The sequence below is a fragment of the Vibrio sp. D173a genome (genome assembly GCF_030248475.1).
On the sequence record NZ_JAHGAH010000189.1, the window covers coordinates 46,775 to 71,924 of the forward strand.

The window sequence follows — 25,150 nt, forward strand, 5'->3', positions numbered from 1 at the left end:
TTTCTCTCCGAGCTTAAGCAATACTTAGGTATTTATGAGTTTGAACCGACAGACGCCAGTTGCGAGCAACACAGGTATCAATACACAGTTGGGTAGCACGAGGCTTTTGACTGATAGGCTGAAGTGCGATCACTGTCTTCTCACCGATCTCTGCAGACGCCAATAACACATCCAGTTGATCGATGTCTTTTTGGGTGCCAACCGGGTGCTTGATTTCATTTGCGCGTTCTAATGCACTTTTGAGTACTGGTAGCTTCCCTTTCATTGCGACCTTCGGTGACACCGTCACCCATGTACTTTCTGAAGTCACTACCTCTGAAGTACCACTGGTTTCGATTTGGCATTGGCAGTCCATTTCTTCAAAAGCAGCCGTCAACGCACGTAAATCATAAATGCATGGTTCACCACCAGTGATCACAACATGCTTCGCATTGAAGCCCTGCTTTTTGTATTCAGCTACGATGTCTTCCGCCGAGGCGAAACACCAGGTTGGAGAATCTTCTGTTTTCACCAAGATATCGCCGATTTGGCGCTGGTCTTTCTCTTCTGCGTACCAAGTCTGTTTCGTATCGCACCAAGAGCACCCAACCGGACATTCCTGCAAACGTACAAAAACCGCTGGCACACCAGTGAAAATCCCTTCCCCTTGGATGGTTTCAAACATCTCATTTAGCTTATACAACGTAGAACTCACTCAACTCATTATACTTCGAGGCGAAGACCTTAATGGAGAGGCGCACTCAGGTCAATTTAAACCAAAAATAAATTGTTAAAATAGGTTGTTTTGTAGTTTCATACGCAGGTTCCCAATTTTTAAGGTAAGTAAAGATGTACAAACTGATCGCCCTAGACATGGACGGTACGCTGTTAAATAGCGAGAAAGTCATTTCTGAAGAGAACAAACAAGCGATTGCTAAAGCTCGCGAAGCGGGTGTTACTGTAGTCCTTGCCTCAGGCCGCCCTCTTGAAGGAATGCAAGACAAGCTAGACGAGTTGAACATCGACTCAGACAAAGACTTCGTTCTGTACTATAACGGCTCAATGGTGAAGAATATTGGTACGAACGAAATCATCCACCAGCAAATCATCGATGGCAAAGCAGCGAAGAAGATCGCTCGTAAAGCACGAGAGCTTGGCGCTTATGTTCACGCGTTCAGCCAAGAGCACGGCCTTATCACAGAAGACAACAACCCTTACACAGACATCGAAGCAAAAATCAACGGTCTTGAAATTACCGAAATGAACTTCGACGCTCTAGAAGATGATCACGGGATCATTAAAGCGATGATGGTTGCAGAGCCAAGCAAACTGACTGAAGTTATCGCGGCGTTACCTGCGGAATTAAAAGAAGAGTTTACGGTAGTGCAAAGCGCGCCTTTCTTCTTAGAATTTTTAAACCCGTCAAGCAACAAAGGTATCGGTGTTTCTGCGATCGCTGAATACTTGGGTATCGAAGCTGAAGAAGTGATTTGCATGGGTGATGCAGAAAACGATCACCATATGCTTGAATACGCAGGCCTCGGTATTGCTATGGCAAATGCGATGGAAGAGACCAAACGCATCGCAAACTATATTGCCGAAAGTAATGATGAGCACGGTGTCGCTAAATCAATCGAGAAGTTTGTTCTTAGCTAAAAATTAAAAAGGCCGAGCATTAATTGCTCGGCCTCTATCGTTCACGAGATTATAACTGTGCACTCGCGACACCATCAACAACATCGACTTTTTTCTTTATCACTGCGTCTAAGTCCTCTGGGTACCAAACCTCAACCCAAATAGCTGTTTGATGATTAGGTAACATCACAACACCATTGTAAGATTCGCCGTTTGTAACAGGCGTTCTTATTACCTGAGAATTATAATCAACCGTACCATCGGACATATCAGTGTATACCGATAGAAAACCACGAGAGTACTGACTATTGGCGACAGATAACTCGACTTTAACTTCTCTTTCAGATTTGAAGTCAAAGTCTTCAGGTACCACAAGGTTAGCAGTAATTCCGGTTGGCTTTTCATCTTGAGTAACGCCCGCTGGCGGTGTAGACGAACCAGAGCCTGAGTCATCACCTCCTCCACATCCAAAGACGAAGAGAATTGCTAGGACGCTTACTATCCAGTTACGTATTTTCATAATATCCTCCTCATTAATCCGCTGTTGTCCAAGTGTTGCTAGCATCTGGGTTGTTATACCAAGTTGGTTTTGATGAACCACCAGATTCAGCCCACTCCGCAAAGTCAGGATAAGCAATACTTACATCAATGTACTCTGAAGGATGGTTCCAACTTGAAGGGATAATAATCCCCCACGGAAGATTGCCACTGGTACGGTAGTATTTACTGGTTGCAGCATCAGAATCATCATCTGCAGTACCATAGAACCCACTGACCGAGGTACCTCTTGACGTAGGTGCAAAGTCCGCGGTGTGAATCTCTATATCTTTGCCTGGAGGAGTGGTGAAACTATCACCATGGTAACCACCACCGGCGAAGATAAATGGGTCAAAACCACTTAATGTAGGGAAAGAAGAAACTGATGGCTCAGAGCCTGATTTGAACGGTAGAGAAATACTGAATGTCATCTCTGTTGATTCAAGACTTATGCTACAGCTTGGATTGGTTCGGTGGAAACCACACTCAGGGTTAATCGGAATATCACCTTTCAAGTTAGTAGATGCAACTACAACAAGATCCCCTCCAGGAGATGCGACCGATTTGTCTTCACCTGTAAATGGAGAGATGTTACTTCTTGTCACACCATTCTTAGTCACTCTCGCTGTGTCAAGATTTACATCACTTTCAGAGAAACCTTCCAACTTCCAAGCTAGACCATTTTTATACGAAGCACCGTAAGCAGTTACTGTACCTTCTATATCAAAACGTAGTACATTGCCGTCTTTGATTACTAACTTAGAACGGTAATAAGTCACTACGTCATTAAGGTCAAAGTCTCCCATTTCAGGCCAGTTATCTTCAAACGCAGCAGTGTAGTAGTCCGAAGTTTGTATAGTTGTACCTGGATCTGTCACATCGAAGACATAATCCTCAACCTCACCATCACCAGCGTAACCGTCGCTAGGTAAATTGACTAAGCTTGAAACCCTGAATCGTGTTTGCACGTTACCAATCAATGCATCATCGTTTACACGCACAGGAACGACATTGGCACCCGTAGTAACCGCGTGATTCAGAATAATTTGCTCGTCTGCATCAAAACTACCATTCATGTCCCAATCGGCCCAACCCTGAAGATAACCAGTACCAACAACGTTAACGTTAATGAGAGAATCAAGACCTTTTTCAAAGTTAGTCAGAAGCGTAACGCCATCATCATCGTCACCGAGCGCGTCGAAGTCATCACCTGTTGACGCTGCGTTTGGCTGCCCGTCGCTTTCTGCATCGATGCTACTACCCATAAACAAAGATGTAGTCACAGCATGCTGCGCACCGTTGTTTGCCAGTAACGTACCATAACTATCGGGAGCGTCGCCAAAGTCGAACTCATCGTTGGTTTCCGTTGGGTTGGTAAAGCCTGATAACTCCCAGTTCCCGTCAAAGGCTGAAAAAATGGCGTTTGGGAAAGGAGAACTCGCGGATGTCTCTGTTTCGAACTGAAGTGACTGTTGATGAGTTTTTATACACAAGCTTGACCGCACCAGATGTATTCGCTTCATCAAAGTTGGTGCCAGGACCTGTGAAGAGCACCGAGCCGTCAGCCTCTTCGACTGCGGTTAAGCTTGCTGCTGCTGTACCCGTTTGATAGCTGTAGAACCCTTCACTCTTGAAAACTCTAAGTTGTTCAGATTGAACCGACTCACCATCAATATCGTAACCAATAAACTCAAACTCAGGAATAACGTAAGGGACAGAAAATGTTCCGCTCAAGGCTCCAGTGCCATCGAAGAATTCAAATTTATAGACAAGACCTGCTGAACCAGCGGAATTGACTGTGTATAAAAAGCCGATATCACCGTTGGGCTCGGATGACGTTGTCTGCTTGTAATTTGGATTGTGGAATAAAAAGGTCGCATCCCCAAATGTGTTACTGGACACTTTGGCATCAATGGTTTTGCCATCATGCGTGCCGACATTAATAAAGTGCATGTCTGCGCCACTGTAGCTCGGCCCCAGTTGCGCATCAGTGCCGTCAGTCGCCTCCTGATGATTAGAAAAGTCGAGATCGACAGTTTCGCTCATCACGTTAGGACTAATGACACCCAGTAGACAAGCGAGCGTAATATTGTATTTCGCTATCATAATTTGTCTCTCTTAGTTGATGTGGATCATGATAAATGCATAAATCCGTTTTGCATGACATCCAACAACCAGCAAAAGCTTCTCAGTTTTGTGCAAGCTAAAAATGCAACAGATTTCCTACATATTCACTGGGAGCAAATATGACGCCAATTATCGCCTAAAAATTAAAACCTTATAAATCATAGCTTTAATTAAACCCACCAAGTGACACGACACAAATGTTACTTTGACTCTTTATTTGAATTGCATTTTAAAATTAAGATTTGGTCTAGAGTTCATATCAAAAACAAAAAAGCCCCGCACATTGCGGGGCCTCTTTATTTGGGGAGTAGCTGGCTATTGTTTGGCTACATCAATCTCACTTTCTGTGATGAGTTTTCTTGATAAAATCACAAAAATAATCATTAACAGTGGATAGTGGAACGTGTTGAACACTAATGACCAGAATCCACTGAATGAAACCGTCGTGCCTAGATACAAATAAAGTTGCTCAACAAGCAACAGAGCAAGAATCACAAAAAGCATTTGCTGGCGTTCAAATCGAATTTCAGACTCTTTAAACGTCATCACCAACGCAGAAGCAGTAATCAGTATAGCCAACCAACTCGTGAACACAGGCAATGGCCAAATTACTGAGAGAACAGCAGTAATTGCTGTCATCGTGAACCAAACACTCTTTGAGCTCAGTAACTTATCGACATCCACATCAGGATTGCTTTCCAGACGTAGCACATGCCATGCAACTAACACACCTAACACCGCGCCGATGAACATATCCAAGATAAAAGCGGTTCCAAGGAAGAACTTACACGCCATCACCGTTAGCGTAACTAAAGCGACAGACAGAGTGATTCGGTTTAGACCAAAACTATTGGTTCTTTGAAACAAAAACGTCATAACACAGAACCACACTGCAATAGGCAAGCTTGGGAAGCTAAAACCGAAGCTCTGCGTTAACTCCGCCATCGGCATATAAACGTGCGGGCGAGGCAATGAAAAGCCTTGCTGCGCGACTAAAGCCATTAAAGACGTTGCCGTCACCGCAAAAAATAAACGATACACGAAACGACTATCAAACTTCATCATTACGAATGGGAACAGAAACAGCAAGAATGTTGGACTACTTAAGCCCGTAATCATATCTGCGACTTCACAAGCCATCTCGCGGCTGGATTCAGAAAATGACCCAACCCAACTTTGGAGATCAACCATCCAAGACAACTCCGCTTGGCGAAAGCTCGGTGCTGACTCTATAAGTTGATCGACATATACAACTGGTTGGTCTGTTGCGTGCGAATAAAAGCCCGCTACATCTGCCCATTGTGTAGGATAACGATACAGTGATGCCGCCATGTTACTCGGTTCAACCAACATAGCGGATGCAACCTCGACACCATAATGCGGCGCAAACCATATAGGTAGCTCATTTCCGTCTAACGAGTTGGTCATCGAGAAAGCGATCACTTCAGAATCTGAAACACAATCGAAAAATACTGCCGTATCGGTTCTACCCAATTCGTCCCCAACCGTTACGACTAAACCCGTTTCTTCCCAAGTTTCTCGCTGAGCCGCAAGTTTCGGTGATTCTCCTTCGATAATCGTACCGCCAGGAAGTGAGATTTTGTTCGTCAATATTTCATGAATAAGTACTAGCTTGTCATCTGCTCGGACAACACAAAGCGCCCCTTTGATGTCTTCAGGAAGAGGGTTCGCGGCAGATGTAGGAGAAATAAACAGTGAAATGGAATACAGGATGAGAAAAAACAACTGTCTCAGCACAAAATACAACCTTACATAAAGAGAAGAATCACAAAGCAATGATGACAGGGTTACTAATATTTTTCGACATAAATTAAGTAACCAGTTGTACATTTGATGCACATATCAAAAAAGACTTTGAGACACTCCACAAAATAGTTCTGACAAAAAACAGACATAACTCGAAATATTGGCTGCAATTTTGCCAGTTATATAAAGTTAACGTCAGGATAATTTACATGGATTTTACTCGTTCTCAGGATTGAAACAATAAAAGAGAGCTTATTACTAACGATAAATAAACTCTCTTTATAGATGTATTACAAGATTACAGCTTCAGCCATGCATCAGTCCAAGCACTGCCAACGCCTGGTTCATAAGCGCTTGGTGTTGAGCCACACCACAAACTGTTTGGCCAAGGCTTACATTGGTAACTTGCACCGTTATTCGTCACCACGTCCCCTGCAGAATAATTCGTACCTGCTTGGTAAGCATCACCCTAAGTTGGCGGCGTTGGTGGTGTAGGCTCTGTTGGTGGCTCTACCGGAGGATTAGTCCCAGAACAATCTGAGCTGCCATTTGGCTGCCATACTCCCCATGGCCCCGAATCGGAGGGGTTATCACCTTGGGTCCACCATTGTGCTTGCCATAACTGACCAGCCCAAGAAACAGTTTCACCCGTGTTGTATACGCCACTCGCTTGCCATTCATTGTCACAACTTCCTGATGGCGGTGTCGTTGCGCTAGTAGCAGAAGCTGTTACCACTGCTTGGTATGCTGTACTGGTTTTATCGATGCCAAAAGCCAAGGCGACTACTGTCAAATTTATCACTTTCATCCATGGTAAGTACGAATCACTTACTTACCGTCATAATGACGTATTAATTAACGATTGGATAACGACTTTCTTAACCAATGAATATGATGCCCAAAACCTTGGTTTTCATAGAGAGAAATCGCTGTCTGGTTAAAGTCCCAAACCTCAACGAACATCTGTTTCACTCCATAATCAACGAATGTCGCCTCTATCTTTTCAATCAAAGCTTTCGCGGTACCTTGCTTACGATATTCGGGTAAGACGTATAGCTCATCAACGCTTCCCATCATGACAGGTTTACTAACCGTAGAAATAAGCTCGCAGAAATGCCCAGACACAAAGCCGATGATCTCATCCTCAACTCTAGCGACATAAACCAAACATTCAGGATTATCGAGATAGCGAGCAATACTCTTCTCTTGTTCGATTTCTTCTGCGGTTTTGAAAAATTCCGGAGATTGAATGTGGTGCTCATCATGCAACTCAAACATTAGGTCGTTAAGTTGTTCAAGGTCGTCAAAAAGGGCTGGTTTGATTACAAAAGTAGACATAAGGACTAAGCCAAAAATAAGAATCCATATAGTGTGTGTTTAAACATGCATTTAGGCAAGTAGGAATGCAAAAGCCTCTTGCCAACAAAGCAAGAGGCTTCGATGTTTGAGCTTGTTCCTAGGTAACCTAAGAGCGTACTCAATTAAGATCGTACTTAGCTAGTCGCGTTTAAGCACTCGCTCGATTTCGCCTAAACTGGATGGGTCATCAATGGTTGATGGCACCACGTATTGCTCGCCATCGGCTATTTGACGAATGGTTCTTCGCAAAATTTTGCCTGAGCGTGTCTTTGGCAAACGATCGACAACCAGCGCATGTTTAAAGCAAGCCACAGCACCAATCTCGTTGCGCACTTTACCCACCAACTCACCTTCTAGCGTTAGATCATCAATCTTCACACCATCTTTAAGAACCACGAACCCAAGTGGTAGCTGCCCCTTTAACTCATCGTGGATACCAACTACCGCGCATTCTGCAATCGCTGGGTGACCACCAACGATTTCTTCCATCTCGCCGGTAGACAGACGGTGACCTGCGACGTTAATTACGTCATCAATACGACCCATGATAAACAGGTAACCTTCTTCGTCTAGGTAACCGCCATCTCCCGATACGTAGTAACCCGGAAATTGACTTAGATAACCAGTTTCAAAGCGGTCATGGTTGCGCCAGACAGTCGGTAGGCAGCTTGGTGGTAATGGGCGCTTCAATGCCACAAAACCTTGCTGATTTACGCCCACTGGCATGCCCATTTCGTTTAGAATCTCGACCTGATAGCCAGGAATTGGCTTGGTAGCAGACCCCGCTTTAACTGGCATCATCTCAATACCGGTCGGATTGCCCGCGATAGCCCATCCAGTCTCGGTTTGCCACCAGTGGTCAATGACCGGTTTATCTGCTTTGCTTTCCACCCATTCTAGCGTTGGTGGGTCAAGGCGTTCGCCTGCCATAAAGATTGAGTCGAGGTCGGACAAGTCGTATTGCTTAATGAACTCGCCTTCTGGGTCTTCTTTCTTAATTGCACGGAAAGCGGTTGGTGCGGAGAAGAGTACATCCACTTTGTATTCATCACAAACACGCCAGAATGCACCCGGGTCCGGTGTTCTCACCGGTTTGCCTTCAAATAGAATAGTTGTACAGCCATGAATAAGCGGCGCGTACACAATGTAAGAGTGACCAACAACCCACCCTACATCCGATGCAGCCCAGAACACACCATCTTGAGGAATGTTATAAATCGACGTCATTGAATATTTCATCGCTACGGCATGACCACCATTGTCACGCACCACACCTTTTGGTTTCCCTGTTGTGCCAGAGGTATACAGAATATAAAGAGGATCCGTCGCAAGCACAGGGACACAAGCATGAGGCAAAGCTTGCGCATACTCTTGCTGCCAATCTAAATCACGTTCAAGGTTAAGCTCAGCTTGGCACTGCGGGCGTTGAAGAACAAAAACTTTCTCTGGCTTCCAACGGCTGTCCATAATGGCTTTATCAACCATTGGTTTGTATGGAATCACCTTATTAATTTCGATGCCACAAGACGCCGTCATGATGACTTTGGGTTCCGCATCTTCAATTCGAACAGCAAGCTCATTCGGGGCAAAACCGCCAAACACCACCGAATAAATCGCGCCCAATCGAGCACAAGCTAGCATCGCCATTGCCGCTTCTGGGATCATCGGCATATAGATGACTACGCGATCGCCTTTGGTGATACCTTGGTTAGAAAGCATACCCGCAATTTTTGCCACTTGGTCGCGCAGAGCTTGATAGCTGTAAGTTTGTTTTTGCCCCGTCACTGGCGAGTCATAAATCAGTGCGGTTTTCTCGCCTCTCCCTTGCTCACAATGATAATCCAACGCGAGCCATGACGTGTTCAACACGCCGTCAGGAAACCAACGTTCAATCCCATGTTCGTCAGCTTGTAAGATGGTGTTTGGCGCTTCAAACCAATCGATGTTTTCAGCTTGAGCACGCCAAAAGTTTTCCGGTTCGTTCTGTGTCCAAAGGTATTCTTTTTGATATGCAGACATATTGCTTCCTCCAGTATGTCCTGACATTGCTTTTCTTAAGTATCACTACCATGCAATTGTGCTATTCAAAGACATTGGAGGGAACACACACAAAGCCCTCCATCAGTATTCTCGCGCTGCGGCTCATGATGGCTTTCTCAACCACCCAACCTTGTTCTGTTTGTTTGGCTTTTGCCCCCACCTTAAGCGTTCCTGATGGATGCCCAAACGTCACAGATTCTTTCTCTCCGCCACCAGCCGCTAAATTGACCAAAGTACCAGGTACGCATACCGCCGAGGCAATGGCGACTGCTGCGGTTCCCATCATAGCGTGGTGAAGTTTACCCATAGATAAAGCCCGGACTAGAATATCGACCTCACCTGCTTCTACGGTTTTACCACTCGACGATAAATGGGATTTAGGCTGGGAAACAAACGCAATCTTAGGCGTGTGTTGACGTGTTTGAGCCTCTTCGAGTGAATCAATAAGCCCCATTTTTAACGCGCCATGAGCACGAATGGACTCAAACCTCGCGAGCGCAAATTCATCGTTATTGATGTCATCTTGAAGCTCAGTGCCTTGGTAGCCAAGTGCTTCTGCATCAATGAAGATCGTCGGTATGCCTGCGTTAATGAAGGTGGCGTTGAACGTCCCAACATCCGGTACGACCAAATCGTCTACTAGATTACCGGTTGGAAACATGCTGCCTTCGCCATCAGCAGGGTCGACAAAATCAACTTGGATTTCTGCCGCTGGGAACGTCACTCCATCAAGCTCAAACGCCCCCGTTTCTTGAACGAAACCATTTACGATTGGCACATGAATCAATATGGTTTTGCCAATATTTACCTGCCATACACGAACGGTAACGATGCCGTTTTGAGGAATACGATCTTCGTCGATCAACCCAGCATGAATGGCGAAAGGCCCGACTGCAGCAGAAAGGTTGCCGCAGTTACCACTCCAATCGACAAACGGCTTATCTATTGATACTTGCCCGAACAGGTAATCAACGTCGTGATCGGCTCGCTCACTGCGCGACACAATCACAGTTTTACTGGTGCTGGAAGTCGCGCCGCCCATGCCATCAATTTGTTTGGCATACGGGTCTGGGCTACCAATCACACGAAGTAGCAGTTTGTCTCTTGCCTCGCCTGCGACTTGCGCTGGTTGTGGCAAATCTTCAAGGTTGAAGAACACACCTTTGCTCGTACCGCCTCGCATGTAAGTCGCTGGGACTTTGATTTGGCTTTGCATCTTGCTATCCATATCTTGCTCCGTTATTGCGCTATCTATTGCGAGAGGAAGTCTTGAGCAAAGCGCTGTAACACACCACCCGCTTTGTAAACGTTAACTTCATCTTCGGTATCGAGTCGACAAGTCACCGGCACATCAACCTTGTCGCCATTAGCACGGGTAATCACCAACGCCAAATCAGCACCAGGAGTGATATCGCCGATAACGTCATAAAGTTCAGTGCCATCCAATTCGAGTGTCTTTCGGTTCACGCCATCTTTAAATTGCAGAGGAAGTACGCCCATGCCAACTAAATTGGTACGGTGGATACGCTCAAACCCTTCAGCGACAATGGCTTCTACACCCGCTAAGCGAACGCCTTTCGCAGCCCAATCTCGCGACGATCCTTGACCATAATCCGCACCTGCGACCACGATAAGCGGCTGCTTGCGATTCATGTAAGTCTCTATCGCTTCCCACATGCGTGTCACTTTGCCTTCAGGTTCGACTCTCGCCAGCGATCCTTGCACGACTTCGCCATTTTCCTTGACCATTTCGTTGAACAACTTCGGGTTAGCGAAAGTGGCGCGCTGCGCGGTTAAGTGATCACCTCGGTGAGTCGCGTATGAGTTAAAGTCTTCTTCTGGCACACCCATCTTAGCGAGGTATTCACCTGCGGCGCTGCTTGCCAAAATTGCGTTCGATGGCGACAAATGATCGGTCGTAATGTTATCGCCTAAAACGGCGAGAGGACGCATTGAAGACAGAGTTCGCTCACCTGCTAGAGCACCTTCCCCCTCTTTTTTCCAGTAAGGAGGTCTTCGGATATACGTACTCATCGGACGCCAATCGTAGAGCGGATTCGGGTTACGAGCCTCATCATTCAGTTTAAACATTTGAATGTAGACTTGATTAAACTGCTCTGGCTTAACGTACTCACCCACCACAGCATCAATTTCTTCATCCGTTGGCCACAAGTCGTTGAGATAAACCGGCTTGCCGTGTTTGTCTGTGCCTAAATAATCACGTTCGATATCAAAACGAATCGTACCGGCTAACGCGTATGCAACGACCAAAGGTGGCGATGCTAAGAATGCTTGTTTTGCGTAAGGATGAATTCGACCATCAAAGTTGCGATTCCCTGAAAGTACCGCCGTTGAATACAGATCTCGGTCGATGATTTCTTGTTGGATTTTCGGGTCAAGTGCGCCGCTCATACCGTTACAGGTTGTACACGCATAAGCCACGATACCAAAACCAAGCTTCTCCAATTCAGGGAGTAAGCCAGATTCTTCAAGGTAGAGTCGAGCAACTTTAGAACCCGGAGCAAATGAAGACTTCACCCAAGGTTTGCGCACCAATCCAAGCTCATTCGCTTTCTTAGCGACCAGACCTGCTGCCACAACGTTTCTTGGGTTACTGGTGTTGGTGCAAGAAGTAATCGCCGCAATGATCACCGCGCCATCTGGAAGTTCGCCTTCCTTCTCTTGCCACTCGCCAGAAACACCACGTTCAGCAAGCTCTGAGGTGGGTAAACGACGATGAGGATTAGATGGGCCTGCCAAATTGCGCCCGACTTGGGACAAATCGAACTCAAGCACGCGTTCGTACACGGCAGTATCTAAATCATCCGCCCACAGACCGGTTTGCTTGGCGTACTTCTCTACCAAGTCGACCTGTTGATCATCGCGCCCTGTCAGTTTGAGGTAATTAATGGTCTGCTCATCAATGTAGAACATCCCGGCGGTTGCGCCGTATTCTGGCGTCATGTTTGAGATGGTTGCGCGGTCGCCAATGGTTAGGTCTCGCGCCCCTTCGCCAAAGAATTCGAGATAGGATGAAACCACGCGTTCATTTCGCAGAAACTCGGTAATCGCTAGTACGATATCGGTGGCGGTAATACCCGGTTGACGCTTGCCAGTAAGCTTCACACCAACAATGTCTGGCAGACGCATCATCGACGGGCGACCAAGCATAACCGTCTCCGCCTCTAAACCGCCGACACCAATCGCAATAACACCAAGAGAATCAACGTGAGGTGTGTGACTGTCCGTGCCGACACAGGTATCTGGGTAAGCAATGCCCTGCTTGGCTTGCACAACCGGAGACATTTTCTCCAAGTTGATTTGGTGCATGATTCCGTTACCCGCAGGAATAACGCTGACGTTTTCAAACGCCGTTTTACACCATTCAATAAAGTGGAATCGGTCTTCGTTTCTGCGCTCTTCTATCGCGCGGTTTTTCTCAAACGCCTCTGAGTCAAAGCCTGCGTGTTCAACCGCCAGTGAATGATCAACGATCAACTGCGTTTCAACCACCGGATTTACTTTCGCTGGGTCACCGCCTTGTTCGGCAATCGCATCACGCAGGCCAGCGAGATCGACTAATGCGGTTTGTCCAAGGATGTCATGGCAAACCACGCGTGCCGGATACCAAGGAAAATCAAGGTCACGCTTGCGTTCGATCAACTGTTTTAAGCTATCAGTAAGCGTATTCGGGCCACAGCGGCGAACCAACTGCTCAGCTAAAACGCGCGAGGTGTATGGGAGCTTTTCATAGGCTCCAGGAGAAATATCGTTAACTGCTTCTCGGGTATCAAAATAATCGAGCTGGGTTCCCGGGAGCGGCTTACGATATTGAGTATTTATATTTGTGGTGATGCTCATCGGCTTGCTTCCACTTTAGTGTACATCTTGTGCCTGAACGCACCGCGATACTGTTTTTGAAATGGATTCGCGGTGAAAGAGACGCCCCTTGTGATTGCCATCAAGACAAAACTAACAAAGAGGCGTCACGCGCTAGCGTTGTTCGATTGGCTCCCAGTCTTGATGATCCGGTCCGGTATAATCCGCACTTGGGCGAATGATTCGATTGTTCGCGCGTTGTTCATACACGTGCGCCGCCCAACCTGTCAGTCGACTCATCACAAAGATTGGTGTAAACAATTTGGTTGGAATATCCATAAAGTGGTAAGCCGAAGCATGGAAGAAGTCGGCATTACAGAACAGACCTTTCTCTCGCTTCATGACAGATTCCACGCGCTCCGAAACCGCATAAAGATGTTTGTCACCCACCTCTTTAGATAACGCTTCTGACCAACGCTTGATCAGTGCATTACGAGGGTCACTTTCGCGGTAAATCGCATGACCAAAGCCCATGATTTTGTCTTTTTTCTCTAGCATTTGCAGAATATTGGCTTCTGCTTCATCTGGCGTTTGCCAATCTTGAATCATCTCCATCGCCGCTTCGTTCGCACCGCCATGAAGTGGACCACGTAACGTACCGATAGCAGCCGTAATACAAGAATGAAGATCAGAAAGCGTAGAAGCACACACGCGCGCTGCAAATGTTGAGGCATTAAACTCATGCTCTGCATAAAGAATCAAAGAACAGTGCATCACCTTTATGTGCGTTTCACTTGGTGCTTTATCGGTAAGCAGTTTTAGGAAGTAGCCGCCAATGCAGTCTTCACTGTTATCGTGCGTTTTGATTCGCACACCATCATGGCTGAATCGATACCAGTAACAGATGATGGCAGGGAAAAGCGCCAGCATTCGCTCAGTAGCATGGAGCTGTTGCTCAAAGTCCATTTCTTGCTCTAAATTACCCAGCATAGAGCAACCTGTGCGCATAACATCCATCGGGTGAGCATCAGCAGGAATCAGCTCTAACGATTGCTTAAGCTCCGCTGGTAAGCCGCGCAAGCTCAATAGATGTGTCTTGTAGGCGTCTAGCTCTTGTTGATTAGGTAAGTGACCGCGTAACAGCAAATGCGCCACCTCTTCAAATTGAGCATGATTTGCCAAGTCCGTGATATCGTAACCACGATACGTTAGACCTGTCCCCGTTTTACCGACAGTGCATAAAGCTGTGCTTCCAGCGCTTTGACCGCGTAGACCTGCGCCGCCTATCTCAGCTTTGTTTTCTACAGAATGAGGCATTGTTGAACTCCTTTTCTGCCTGATTTGGCTCTCTTAATGGGCTCTTTTGAATCAGACAATTTTCATGTTATTGGATTAGAGATTCTTAAATAGTATTTGTCTTGTGCTTCCGTTTGTTTCTTCGTTAACCTTATTTACCTTCGGAGAACAGCTTGTCTAGCTTATTCTCGTAGTCATGGTAATTAAGGTGCTCATACAGCTCTTTTCGCGTCTGCATTGAATCAAGCAAAGCTTCTTGGTTGCCAACTTCTAACAAGTGTTTGTAAACCATCTCAGCAGCTTTATTCATCGCACGGAATGCGCTCAATGGGTACAAAACCATGTCCACGTTGGATTGGGCTAACTCTTCACAGCCATATAGTGGCGTTTGTCCAAACTCAGTAATGTTGGCAAGAATCGGCACGTGCTTCCCTGTCGCGTCTTCGAGCGCAGCCGAGAACTGTTGATATTGGTCTAGCTGATTCATTGCCTCTGGGAAGATCATATCTGCGCCCGCTTCCACACATGCAATCGCTCGTTCAATCGCGCTATCCATGCCTTCCACCGCTAACGCATCAGTACGAGCCATAATGACAAAGCTCTCGTCATTACGTGCATCCACCGCCGCTTTCACTCGGTCGACCATTTCTTGTTGGCTAACAATCGCTTTGTTTGGGCGATGACCACAACGCTTTTGCGCCACTTGGTCTTCCATATGCACTGCCGCCGCACCCGCTTTTTCCATCGCTTTAATTGTGCGAGCAATATTAAAAGCGCCACCAAAGCCGGTATCGATATCAACCAGTAACGGCAAATCACTCGCGTTGGTGATGCGGTCTACATCTACCAAAACATCGTTCAGTGTCGTAATACCAAGATCTGGCAAACCGTAGGATGCGTTAGCGATGCCGCCACCTGACAAGTAGATAGCTTGGTGACCCAAGTTTTTCGCCATCATGGCGCAGTATGGGTTAATGGTGCCGACGATCTGCAGCGGGTTGTTTTGCTCAATGGCGAGTCTGAACTTCGCCCCCGGAGATAAGCTCATGACAATTTCCTTCTAGTCTTGTTCTCTATCTTTACTTTCAGAATGTAGAATCTGTGATTCGATAAGTTTTCGGCTGCCTGAGATGTGCCTTCTCATCAGCATTTCTGCCAGCTCTTCATCACGATTGCGAATCGCTTGCAGAATGAATTTGTGTTCATTGAGTGCTTCATTAGGACGAGATTGCGCACGTGGCGATTGGTAGCGATACATGCGCAACAAGTGATACAGCTCGTCGCAAAGCAAAGAGATAAGCTTGCTGTTTCGGCTCGCTTGAATGATTCGATAATGGAAGTCGAAGTCACCATGCTGGTGGAAGTAAGACGCCCCTTCAACTTCATCGATGTGTTTGGAATGTGTCGACAATAGCATTTCCAAACTCAGTAATTCTTCTTGAGTGATATGGCAAGCCGCGAGTCTGGCAGCCATGCCCTCTAATGCTTCGCGAACGGAATACAGTTCGATGAGTTTTTCTGGAGAGAAAGTGATAACGCGAGCACCAACATGTGGAATACGCTCAATCAACCCAAGTCCTTCAAGGCGCATCATGGCCTCACGCAAAGGGCCTCTACTCACTTGATATTTCTTGGCTAATTCAGGCTCTGAGATTTTACTGCCCGGTTCGATTTCACCACTTACGATCGCTTCCACTAACGATTCGGTCAGCGATTCAGATTTAGTGTGCTCCTTCTCAGAGACAATCACTTTATGACGAGTTTTCAATTCTGTATTCATATTCAAGGCACTCGTATTTAGAAATCAAAGTGTCAACAATTTGTTAACCTGAATATAAAATAGACGATCAGATTGTCGATAATCAAGTAAATTGTCGACAATTTAGACTAATGCATAGTGATGGTGAGGAATTTTTGAACGAATGATAGGTTAATTAATAAGAGCAAAGCAAGATTGTCGACAATAAAAAACCAATAGATTCATATAGTAAATGGAAGTAAAGAGCAAAACATCCCTGATTGCGGCCCAAGTTTGTGGCTAGCATGAGGTTTATCTAGCCATTCATATTGTGAGTTAGGTCTTTTCCGCGTACGAACTCGAATCCACAAGATTGTTTACCCACACCTCAATCCATCTAAAGTGTGTATATCAAGCTATTTCAGTCGTCCTAAAATATTTTTGAATATTAACAGGGGCAAGCTGGCTCTCAGGCAAAAAAATATGGGCGTATTCCAAATAAACCTCACTTTCTAGGAAGAGTATAAAAAGATCAAAATCGATATGTTCGTCCAACGCCATCTTATGCATGATATCTAGCGCGACACTAACAGGCTTGGCTTTTTTGTATGGTCTATCGGCAGCTGTTAACGCTTCAAATATATCGGCTATGGCAAGTATTCTGTCTGGTATTGATAGGTCCTGCGCTTTTAATTTTCTTGGATAACCGGTACCTTTCAATGTCTCATGATGAGTTGATGCGTAACGAGGGACTCGACTCAGCTCTGGTGGGAACGGTAAAGCTTCGAGCATCTTAATGCCACTTATCATATGTTCATTGATCTTATACCGTTCTTCTGTCGTCAATGTCCCCTTAGATATTGATAAATTATAAATCTCCCCATGATTCTCCTCATATTCTGGCACTGCCATCTTAATACCTAGTTTAGGTTCGAATTCTACGGGACGAGTACGATGGGTAATATGTTCCGGTTTGTCTGCCAGCAAATATTCTAGAGCAGGTAAATCTAAATTATCGTTTGACCTTTTCGACTGTTCGAAAGGAGAAAGACCAAGGCTAGCATCAAAATTCCGTACCCATGTTTGATCTGCTATTTCTCTTATCCGAGCTACGTGCTCACTACTCATGGACTCGGCACCGATATTTGAATTAGCCACAAATTCAAAATCCTGAGTGAGTTTGAGCTTTCTGTCATTCAATAAACTGAGCGCCTTTTCTGCCGTTTCCTTACCTTCAAGAATCGTCTTGTAATATTCAATCTCCAAATCTCTCCAAAGGACTTCAAATCGTGTCCTTATTTCATGGATTCGATTGTAGTTTGCTTCAAGCTTTGTCCCTTTATCTACAACGTGCTCTGGGGTCGTAATCTTGCCGCAGTCGTGTAACCAAGCGGCGATTCTGAACTCACGTTTTTCATCTTCCGTGCTAAACGAGAAATTTTTAAAGGGTATCTTTTGACTTTTTTCCGCAGCTTCAGAGAGCATCATTGCAATTTCCGGGACACGATTGCAATGACCTGCTGTGTAGGGGGACTTATCATCTATCGCCTGAGCAATAAGGCGCACAATCGCCTCCACAAAATCTTCTTGTTGCTTCTCATGCTGCCCTATTGCCTGACCCATATCGGATATAGATTGTGACAATTCTGACAATTCTGATATGCGGGTTGAAACAATTTTAAGATCGTCAAATTTACGGGCTTTGATTTTCGCTGTTTCCCTTTTCAGCTCTTTAATCCTTTTGACAATTGGGCTTCCAAAATTCCAAGCGAGCGGGCACAGCATAAGCATGGCAAAAGCTGTCGCTATTATGGATGTAAGTATGCGTTCGATAACCACACCTGAAATAATGTCTTCAGGAATAATTACAGCGAAGTAGTCGCTCGATTTGGAGCCAGGTTCTAGTTGTGCGATATATAGATACTTTGTTTGATCACCTATATCTATCTTGACCATATCATTCTGTTTATCTTGGACCTTAGCAAGCTCATACACCTTACTGTATGGTAAAACCCCGTGCTGTTGCCATTTAGTATCAAGCCATTTTCTGTATAGAGCCTCTCTTTGCTCTGGAGTAATTGCGCTGATTGCCTGATTGATAATGCCAAGCAATTCACTATCACTTGATTTCATGAATACATGAAACGGTACTGGCGCATGGTCGTTCAACACAAAAACATTGAACGGCGTGTCTTGACCTAAACTAACCATTCCTGATAACGCTACCTCGGAATCAGCAAGATAATGCACCTCACCACTATCAAATGCTGCTCTTGCATTATCGAAACTAGAATACTCCAAGATATTGAGTTTTGGGTAGTTGTCTTTGAGCCACTGCTTCATTCCAAAACCAGCGACGACTCCGACATGCTTCCCATCAACTTCTTTTAAAGTTTTTGAATTCAGAAGCTCATCTCTTCCAGCAATAGCAACGGAGCTCTTAAAAATAGGCAAGCTCTTTTCCCCAAAACCCTGCGGATCACCAATAACTGAGTGAAGAATATCCAAGTTGCCTTTACGGTACTTCTCAGAAAGCATTTTAGAGTCAAATCCATTAATGAATTCAAGCTTTATGCCCGTCTGTTGTGCAACGAGATTAAGAACATCAACAGCGTAGCCCATTGGCTGACCGGACACAGAGAAATCATAAGGTCCCCAGTCTTTCTGGTTTGAAACCATCAATGAGTGTGTCGACTCAATCAACGATATTTGTTTCTCTGAGAGTATTAAGGACTTAGGTGGGGGGATTTCGATCGCATCCTGAGATAGTTTATTTGAAGCTATCACTACACCACGCTCGTTGAAGATAAATGACTCTGCTCCGCTACTTAGTGGTAAGCCAATCTCTTGCGGTGCAATCTTATCTTCGAGGGAGGATAAGACGATATCGACCCCAATTACACCTCGAACACTCCGTATAGAGTAAGTTTGGCCGGTAATTTTTAAATGTTGGAAAAGATAAGGTTCTGTCTTAAATACTGAGTCTGATGGCGCATTAGCAAACCACGGTCGACGAGTTGGATAATAGTTACTGCGTTCACTAGTTAGTTTGTTGAGCTTAAACTCTGAGTTGTAGTAATAGTTTTGTCTGAGCCTTTCTCCCGGTCTCCCAGAGATTTTTATTACCACCCATCGATCTGATGAAGTAGCACCTATTCTCTCTCGGACGACGGGAGAGGATGCTAAGTTAATTATCTGGTAAAAATCATCATTATCCCGTCCAAAGTAAATGCTATAAAAAATAGGATTGTCAGTTAGAACTTGAATAAAAATATCTCTAATTTCTTGCTCTGCAAAAATATGATCTGTCGATACAGCAACACTCAGAAGTAACTGGACACTGCTCATGGCACTTTTTTCAACTCGCTGTACATAATCACTCACTTGATTTGATGCAACAGAAAGTTTTGAAAGGACATAATCTTGTGAAATTTGTTTTCCAAAGTAATACTGTAGACCGATTGCAAAAATGGAGGTAATCGTTGTTGTAATAAGAAACAAACAACCAATTGTAAATTTTATTGAAAACTCACGCGGCAAACCTGGTGGCAATCCCATCTCTTTACACCCTCCAAATGGTATTGATTGCCGAGCTATCCTATCTTTGAGTCGGTAATCATAACGATACATTCCACATTCATATCATTATGAAACCAAATGCTTACTAGTTCAATTGATAGACTTTCAAAATATGACTTAGAGAATGTTTTATACCCTTCTTTGAGTAACTCCATTTGGTGAATTCGTTCATTACCTACTGTAAGCCACATAACGTCATCGTGACACAAAATAACCAAGCTCGGCTTATGGATTTTGGCAGTGTGATTCGAGTTGCTGCTAAATACTAAGAGTATTCACATACAACCGTTAGCCGAGCCTGTAGTGCGACACGCCCTTCTATGCGTATCTGTCAGGCAAGAAAGAACGATGATCTTTTGACCTTGCTCAGCTGTCACGATCAACATCCCTTTGCAGGCCTCTCATTACATGAAGCGGCAGAACTGCTACCGACCCCAAGCAAAATTGATTTACCAACACGCTACCAAGTTCTGATACAAAAAGAGTGGCAAAAAATGCGCCACTCTTTGAAGTTGTAGGGATTCAACGCTCTAAGCTCTCTGGCTTACGCGTCTGATGATTTGGACTTCAAATACTTCTCAATATCCACCTCGTCAACCTGTTCGGCTGGCATAAACTTGTTGGCATAATCACGGTAGACCCCGCTTTCTAGGAACAACAAGAACAAGTCCATATCCAAGTGTTCGTCCAGTGCCATCTTGTACATGATGTCCACAGCAACGCTCACTGGCTTGGCTTTTTTGTAAGGTCGGTCTCCTGCGGTTAACGCTTCAAAAATATCGGCAATCACCAAGATGCGTTCTGGGGTTGATAAATCTTCCGCACTCAACCGACGCGGATAGCCTGTGCCTTTGAGCGTCTCATGGTGAGTCGAAGCATAGCGCGGCACGTTGCTTAACTCAGGAGGGAATGGCAGTGCACCCAGCATTTTGATGCCGCTGATCATGTGCTCGTTAATTTTGAAGCGGTCTTCCGGTGTTAACGTCCCGCGCGAAATTGTCAGGTTGTACACTTCACCCAAATTATATTGATGTTCTGGCACTTGCACCTTAATGCCATGCTCAGGTGCACATTCCATTGGGCGAACGCGCTCGATAATATGGTCCGGCTTATCCGCTAAGAGGTTTTCAACCACGGGTAGCGTCACGTCAGATTCTGGCTTAATCATTTCTTCAAACGGAGAAAGACCAAGATGATCATCGTAGTGACGCAACCAAGTTTGCTGCGCGATATGTTTAATGCGCTCAATCTTATCGTCACTCATGAACTCGCCACCTACGTTGGCGCTGGCCACAAATCGGAAGTCGTCGTCCAACTGTACAACTCGTTGGTCGAACTTGACTTGCGCCTCTTCTTTTGACATCTCACCGGTGGATATCGACTTCCACATCTCCACTTCAGCATCTCGCCTTAACACCTCGAAGCGAGTGCGAATTTCATTGATGCGGTTGTAGTTGGCTTCCAGTTTAGTGCCTTTATCAACGATGTGTTCTGGCGTGGTGATCTTACCGCAGTCATGTAACCAAGCCGCGATACGGAATTCACGTCGTTCATCGTCATTATTGAACTTAAACTCTTTGAACTTACCGGTTCCGCACTTCTCTACTGCCTCTGCCAACATCAGGCCAATTTCTGGAACACGATTACAGTGTCCCGCAGTATAGGGAGACTTGTCATCGATCGCTTGCGCGATAAGATGAATAAAGGCTTCAACAAACTCTTCTTGCTGTTGCTCGTGATGCTGAATCTCTTGCGTCATTTCGGTGACCGAATCGGACAATTCAGAGACTTCTTTGATACGCGTTTCTACTGGTGCTAACTGGTCAAATTCGCGATTTTTTATTTTGATGGTTTCTTTTCTCAGTGCCAAAATTGAGTTAACAATTGGCGTGCCAACCTTCCACGCTAATGGAAGTAATACCAACATCACTAACGTGGTAATTCCTATAGCCTTAAATAACCAAGTAGTGACCGCATCAGTTACTACTTTACCTGGCACTACTACTGCAAAATAATCACTGGCTCCTCTCGTTGACTCAAACTTCGTCATATAAAGAAATTTCTCTTCTCCTTTAATCATCACCTTATTCATGCTTTGATGCTTGTCTTCTTGCATCGCTAATTCATAGACTTCAGGATAAGGCACAAAACTGCCACGCCACTGACGAGACGTGATCCATTTTTCTCTCAATACTTGTTTTTGTGCTGGCGTAATGGATTCTATCGCCCTATCAATAACAGTGATAATCTCACTGTCCTCTACTTTCATGTACATCGAGAATTCGAGCAATTCAGCATCCAATACTCCAACATGTACATTGGTCAACCTCACCAAGCGCTCCATTTCTGCAAGTGTGAGATAACTATCGACGAGGTATGTTATCTCCCCCAAGTAGAGTGCCCGTTTTGCTGCATCAAGGTTTGGTTGTTCAACGACGTTAAGATCGGGGTAGCGCTCGAATAGCCATTGTTTCATACCAAAGCCAGAAACCACTCCGACCGTTTCCTTTTTTAATTCTGTTAATGAGTTAGGCATGAACACATCATCTTTAGCGGCAATAGCCAATTGGGTGGTAAAAATAGGTACGCTTTTTACTCCTAAATTTGTTTTAACCCCAGCAACGGGTTGCAACAGGTCGATGTCCCCTTTCAAGTATTTATCTTGTAGTTGTCTAGAATTAAATCCATTAATAAACTCAAATTTTATCCCCGTACTTTGCTCAATAATCTTGAGGACATCTATCGCATACCCTTCTGGTTCACCACCTTGGGTGTAATCATATGGCCCCCAATCATTTTGATTGGAGACCGCTATCACTCGGTCACCATTGATTAACGATTTTACTTGCTCATTAAGTACTAGCGGTTCAGAGGCTGGAATGTCGATTTCTTTAAACAATTTGACGCTGGAAGCGATCACTTCCCCAGTGTCATTAAAAATAAACGCCTCAGCACCATCTTCTATCTTTAAGCCCAATTCCGTTGAGATGATTTTTTCACTGATGGAGGACAACACGGTGTCAACACCGATCACCGCTCCTTTACTGCGAACAGAGTATGATTGCCCCGTAATTTTTAAATGCTGGAAAAGGTACGGTTCCGTCTTATAAACGCTATCCCTTGATGCACTCTCATACCAAGGTCGGCGAGACGGATAAAAGTTACTCTTTTGTGTTGTTTGGCGAAGAAGAACCATTTTTTCAGAGTAATAGCGAGTATTCTTGAAACGTGCTTTTTCGTCTCCCGACACTTTAATGATGACCCAACGCTCCTCAGGAGTTGCGCCAATTTGTTCTCTCACAATAGGAGAGGATTCCAGATTGATAACTTGAAAAAAGAACTCATTCGATGACGCGAAGTAGATACTATAGAACTCTGAATTATCAATCAGCGTTTGAACAAATACACCTTGAATCTCATCAACACTGAACCGAGTATCAGTGTAATCCGCAACACTTCTTAATATTCCTGCACTACTCGTCGCACTAGAATCAATTTGTTGAATATGGTTCCCAATGTCAGTCGCTGTCATGGTTAAGCGAGTCAAGATATGCTCCTCTGACATCTGTTTACCGAAATAGTATTGCAAGCTGATACCAAGCAGGGCTGTCACCGCCGTAGCGAAGATGAATAAGCTACCGACGACGAATTTAATCGACAGTTTACGGGGAGTTCTGAATTTTGTTTTCACGCTCGAAAGCCCTCCAACAGATTAAAATCAACTCTGCCACCACCGAAACAAGGGCAACATAAGCATGCATATTTCAAGTCTAGTACAGGTTTTTCATAGACTTGTATAATGATCCGGCTTAGATCATGTTTTCGCGAATATAAAAAAAAGCGATACCGAAGTAACGCTTTTAGACATACTGTGTTTGAGGTATCGCGTGCTAAGTCAGGTATTTTCCTATATCAACCTGTTCAATTTTTTCTTCAGGCATGAATTTCTTCGCGTACTCGAGATAAACTCCACAATGAGATAGACTAAATAATGAATGTAATATCTCGGTAACTCCGAACTAAAATAGTAAATTAACGCCTCAAAAGCTGCCATTAATAGGTTTTACCTGTTAATAGAATCGGCCATCTCAAATTTATCCTTCCTCCTTAAGCCATTAACATAACGCTTCTTTTGTGCACCTCCCCATTATTAAGAAATCTCTATGAAACAAAAAGGATTCTCCCTGACAGAGTTAGTCGTCGCTATTGTTGTGTTGGCAATCATTGGATTATTTGCTGCACCTAAAATCATGCACATGCAACGTGAGGCTCGTATCAATACATTGGAAGCTTTCGTGGGCGCATTTCATGCAACTAACGAAGTTGTGATGACTAAGGCTAAGATACAGGGAGTAGCCAATGCGCCTTTGGCTAAATTGTCAGATCACGACATTTACGTTCGAATGGGTTCATTAGCTTTAGATGGGTTCATTAGCTTTAGATGGGTTCATTAGCTTTAGATGACTTCAATGTCGCTAATGCGATGGAGATCGACAGGTTTAATCTTGCCAATACTGGTTCAAATCAGACACCTTCGCTCATCGTTTATCTAGGTAAGGAAAAGTCTCTTCTACAGATAAGGGATTCTTAGTGCTTCATCAGTATTAGTCGCCCTTTCACTGCTTACGATAAAGAAGGGATTGTTTCAATGGATGACCTGACAGTGAACAAATTCTATGACAATTGCTATTTTCTGACTTCTAAGAAGTGACTTTAGAGAGGTTAGAATGAAAAAGCCGAGGAGTACTCGGCTTGTTATGATCAACTTACGCCACTTTGTACTTGCTGATAGACAATCAAAAATAAACCGGCAAATAACGCTACGGTCAGCATAACCTTTAACCAAAGAAACTTCATGATTATCTACTCTTCTGATGCGTACTGCGCAAAAACTTCTTGAGCTGTCATTTTCTTACTATGTGGTTGCAGGTCATAGTAAGCGGGCTTCTCATCGGTGAATATTTCTAAGCTTAATTTGAAATCTGGCTCATTAAATAATCCCGCAGAGAGAATATATTCATCCGTTGCCAATAAGTGGTAATAGATATTCGTACCGCATTCCCCACAAAAACCTCGTACAGCCCACTCAGAAGACTGATAACGCTTCGGTTCAGCGCCATTAAATCTTACTCCTGGTCCGCAATTCACCGCATGTAGAGGACCACTTGACCACTTTCGGCACATATCACAATGACAAAAGCTCACTTCATTGTGCTGAGGGGCGCTCACTTCAATAGCGCCGCATAAACAAGTTCCTTAGAAGTGGACCCCAAT

Annotated in this window: 14 protein-coding genes and 3 pseudogenes; 2 read left to right on the plus strand and 15 right to left on the minus strand. The window is 44.7% G+C overall.

Annotated features, from left to right (window positions below; translation table 11 throughout):
• Nucleotides 1–13: 13 nt before the first annotated feature.
• Nucleotides 14–664 (minus strand): 7-carboxy-7-deazaguanine synthase QueE, encoded by a 651-nt coding sequence (gene queE, locus KIV40_RS18530; protein WP_012128045.1) that lies wholly within the window; start codon nucleotides 662–664, stop codon nucleotides 14–16.
• A 164-nt stretch (nucleotides 665–828) separates the two neighbouring features.
• Here queE and KIV40_RS18535 point away from each other — a divergent pair, with 164 nt between their 5' ends.
• A complete protein-coding gene (locus tag KIV40_RS18535) occupies nucleotides 829–1,635 on the plus strand; it encodes a Cof-type HAD-IIB family hydrolase (protein ID WP_012128046.1) in 807 nt (268 codons plus the stop codon).
• A 49-nt stretch (nucleotides 1,636–1,684) separates the two neighbouring features.
• Here the strand turns inward: KIV40_RS18535 and KIV40_RS18540 are convergent, their stop codons facing one another.
• The 13 genes and pseudogenes from KIV40_RS18540 to KIV40_RS18600 all read right to left on the minus strand — a co-directional run bounded on the left by KIV40_RS18540 (nucleotide 1,685) and on the right by KIV40_RS18600 (nucleotide 23,567).
• The gene (locus tag KIV40_RS18540) at nucleotides 1,685–2,134 is read right to left on the minus strand and encodes a hypothetical protein (protein ID WP_285350679.1); all 450 of its coding nucleotides are present in this window, start codon (nucleotides 2,132–2,134) and stop codon (nucleotides 1,685–1,687) included.
• 13 nt (nucleotides 2,135–2,147) lie between these two features.
• Nucleotides 2,148–4,197, minus strand: a pseudogene (locus KIV40_RS18545) (LruC domain-containing protein).
• A gap of 396 nt (nucleotides 4,198–4,593) precedes the next feature.
• Nucleotides 4,594–6,036 carry a bifunctional NUDIX hydrolase/phosphatase PAP2 family protein gene (locus tag KIV40_RS18550; RefSeq protein ID WP_285350681.1) on the minus strand — a complete coding sequence of 481 codons (1,443 nt, stop codon included), beginning with the start codon at nucleotides 6,034–6,036 and terminating at the stop codon, nucleotides 4,594–4,596.
• 307 nt (nucleotides 6,037–6,343) lie between these two features.
• Nucleotides 6,344–6,829: pseudogene (locus KIV40_RS18555) on the minus strand (carbohydrate-binding protein); the annotation flags it as partial.
• 71 nt (nucleotides 6,830–6,900) lie between these two features.
• A complete protein-coding gene (locus KIV40_RS18560) occupies nucleotides 6,901–7,383 on the minus strand; it encodes a GNAT family N-acetyltransferase (protein WP_228906514.1) in 483 nt (160 codons plus the stop codon).
• Nucleotides 7,384–7,542: 159 nt separating this feature from the next.
• A complete protein-coding gene (locus tag KIV40_RS18565; protein ID WP_285350684.1) occupies nucleotides 7,543–9,423 on the minus strand; it encodes a propionyl-CoA synthetase in 1,881 nt (626 codons plus the stop codon).
• A gap of 61 nt (nucleotides 9,424–9,484) precedes the next feature.
• Nucleotides 9,485–10,672 (minus strand): 2-methylaconitate cis-trans isomerase PrpF, encoded by a 1,188-nt coding sequence (gene prpF, locus KIV40_RS18570; RefSeq protein ID WP_012128054.1) that lies wholly within the window; start codon nucleotides 10,670–10,672, stop codon nucleotides 9,485–9,487.
• 23 nt (nucleotides 10,673–10,695) lie between these two features.
• Nucleotides 10,696–13,305 carry a Fe/S-dependent 2-methylisocitrate dehydratase AcnD gene (gene acnD, locus KIV40_RS18575; protein ID WP_285350685.1) on the minus strand — a complete coding sequence of 870 codons (2,610 nt, stop codon included), beginning with the start codon at nucleotides 13,303–13,305 and terminating at the stop codon, nucleotides 10,696–10,698.
• A 132-nt stretch (nucleotides 13,306–13,437) separates the two neighbouring features.
• Nucleotides 13,438–14,580, minus strand: coding sequence for a 2-methylcitrate synthase (gene prpC, locus KIV40_RS18580; RefSeq protein WP_285350686.1), 1,143 nt, complete (start codon nucleotides 14,578–14,580; stop codon nucleotides 13,438–13,440).
• A gap of 130 nt (nucleotides 14,581–14,710) precedes the next feature.
• The gene (prpB, locus tag KIV40_RS18585; RefSeq protein WP_285350688.1) at nucleotides 14,711–15,607 is read right to left on the minus strand and encodes a methylisocitrate lyase; all 897 of its coding nucleotides are present in this window, start codon (nucleotides 15,605–15,607) and stop codon (nucleotides 14,711–14,713) included.
• 12 nt (nucleotides 15,608–15,619) lie between these two features.
• Entirely contained in the window at nucleotides 15,620–16,339 is a 720-nt protein-coding gene (locus KIV40_RS18590) for a GntR family transcriptional regulator (RefSeq protein WP_285350689.1), read from the minus strand.
• 369 nt (nucleotides 16,340–16,708) lie between these two features.
• Nucleotides 16,709–19,855, minus strand: coding sequence for an HD domain-containing phosphohydrolase (locus KIV40_RS18595; RefSeq protein WP_285350695.1), 3,147 nt, complete (start codon nucleotides 19,853–19,855; stop codon nucleotides 16,709–16,711).
• 565 nt (nucleotides 19,856–20,420) lie between these two features.
• The gene (locus KIV40_RS18600; RefSeq protein ID WP_285350690.1) at nucleotides 20,421–23,567 is read right to left on the minus strand and encodes an HD domain-containing phosphohydrolase; all 3,147 of its coding nucleotides are present in this window, start codon (nucleotides 23,565–23,567) and stop codon (nucleotides 20,421–20,423) included.
• A gap of 472 nt (nucleotides 23,568–24,039) precedes the next feature.
• Here KIV40_RS18600 and KIV40_RS35455 point away from each other — a divergent pair.
• Nucleotides 24,040–24,587: pseudogene (locus KIV40_RS35455) on the plus strand (type II secretion system protein).
• Nucleotides 24,588–24,739: 152 nt separating this feature from the next.
• Here KIV40_RS35455 and KIV40_RS18610 read toward each other — a convergent pair.
• Complete coding sequence (locus tag KIV40_RS18610; RefSeq protein ID WP_285350692.1) at nucleotides 24,740–25,105, minus strand: GFA family protein; 366 nt, start codon at nucleotides 25,103–25,105, stop codon at nucleotides 24,740–24,742.
• Nucleotides 25,106–25,150 lie beyond the last annotated feature (45 nt).

Excerpts from the sequence above, each read along its gene's own strand:
- KIV40_RS18565 (WP_285350684.1), bottom strand. The coding sequence starts at position 9,423 with ATGTCTGCATATCAAAAAGAATACCTTTGGACACAGAACGAACCGGAA.
- prpC (WP_285350686.1), bottom strand. The coding sequence starts at position 14,580 with ATGCCTCATTCTGTAGAAAACAAAGCTGAGATAGGCGGCGCAGGTCTA.
- KIV40_RS18535 (WP_012128046.1), top strand. The coding sequence starts at position 829 with ATGTACAAACTGATCGCCCTAGACATGGACGGTACGCTGTTAAATAGC.
- queE (WP_012128045.1), bottom strand. The coding sequence starts at position 664 with ATGTTTGAAACCATCCAAGGGGAAGGGATTTTCACTGGTGTGCCAGCG.
- KIV40_RS18540 (WP_285350679.1), bottom strand. The coding sequence starts at position 2,134 with ATGAAAATACGTAACTGGATAGTAAGCGTCCTAGCAATTCTCTTCGTC.
- KIV40_RS18560 (WP_228906514.1), bottom strand. The coding sequence starts at position 7,383 with ATGTCTACTTTTGTAATCAAACCAGCCCTTTTTGACGACCTTGAACAA.
- KIV40_RS18590 (WP_285350689.1), bottom strand. The coding sequence starts at position 16,339 with ATGAATACAGAATTGAAAACTCGTCATAAAGTGATTGTCTCTGAGAAG.
- prpB (WP_285350688.1), bottom strand. The coding sequence starts at position 15,607 with ATGAGCTTATCTCCGGGGGCGAAGTTCAGACTCGCCATTGAGCAAAAC.
- prpF (WP_012128054.1), bottom strand. The coding sequence starts at position 10,672 with ATGGATAGCAAGATGCAAAGCCAAATCAAAGTCCCAGCGACTTACATG.
- KIV40_RS18595 (WP_285350695.1), bottom strand. The coding sequence starts at position 19,855 with ATGGGATTGCCACCAGGTTTGCCGCGTGAGTTTTCAATAAAATTTACA.
- acnD (WP_285350685.1), bottom strand. The coding sequence starts at position 13,305 with ATGAGCATCACCACAAATATAAATACTCAATATCGTAAGCCGCTCCCG.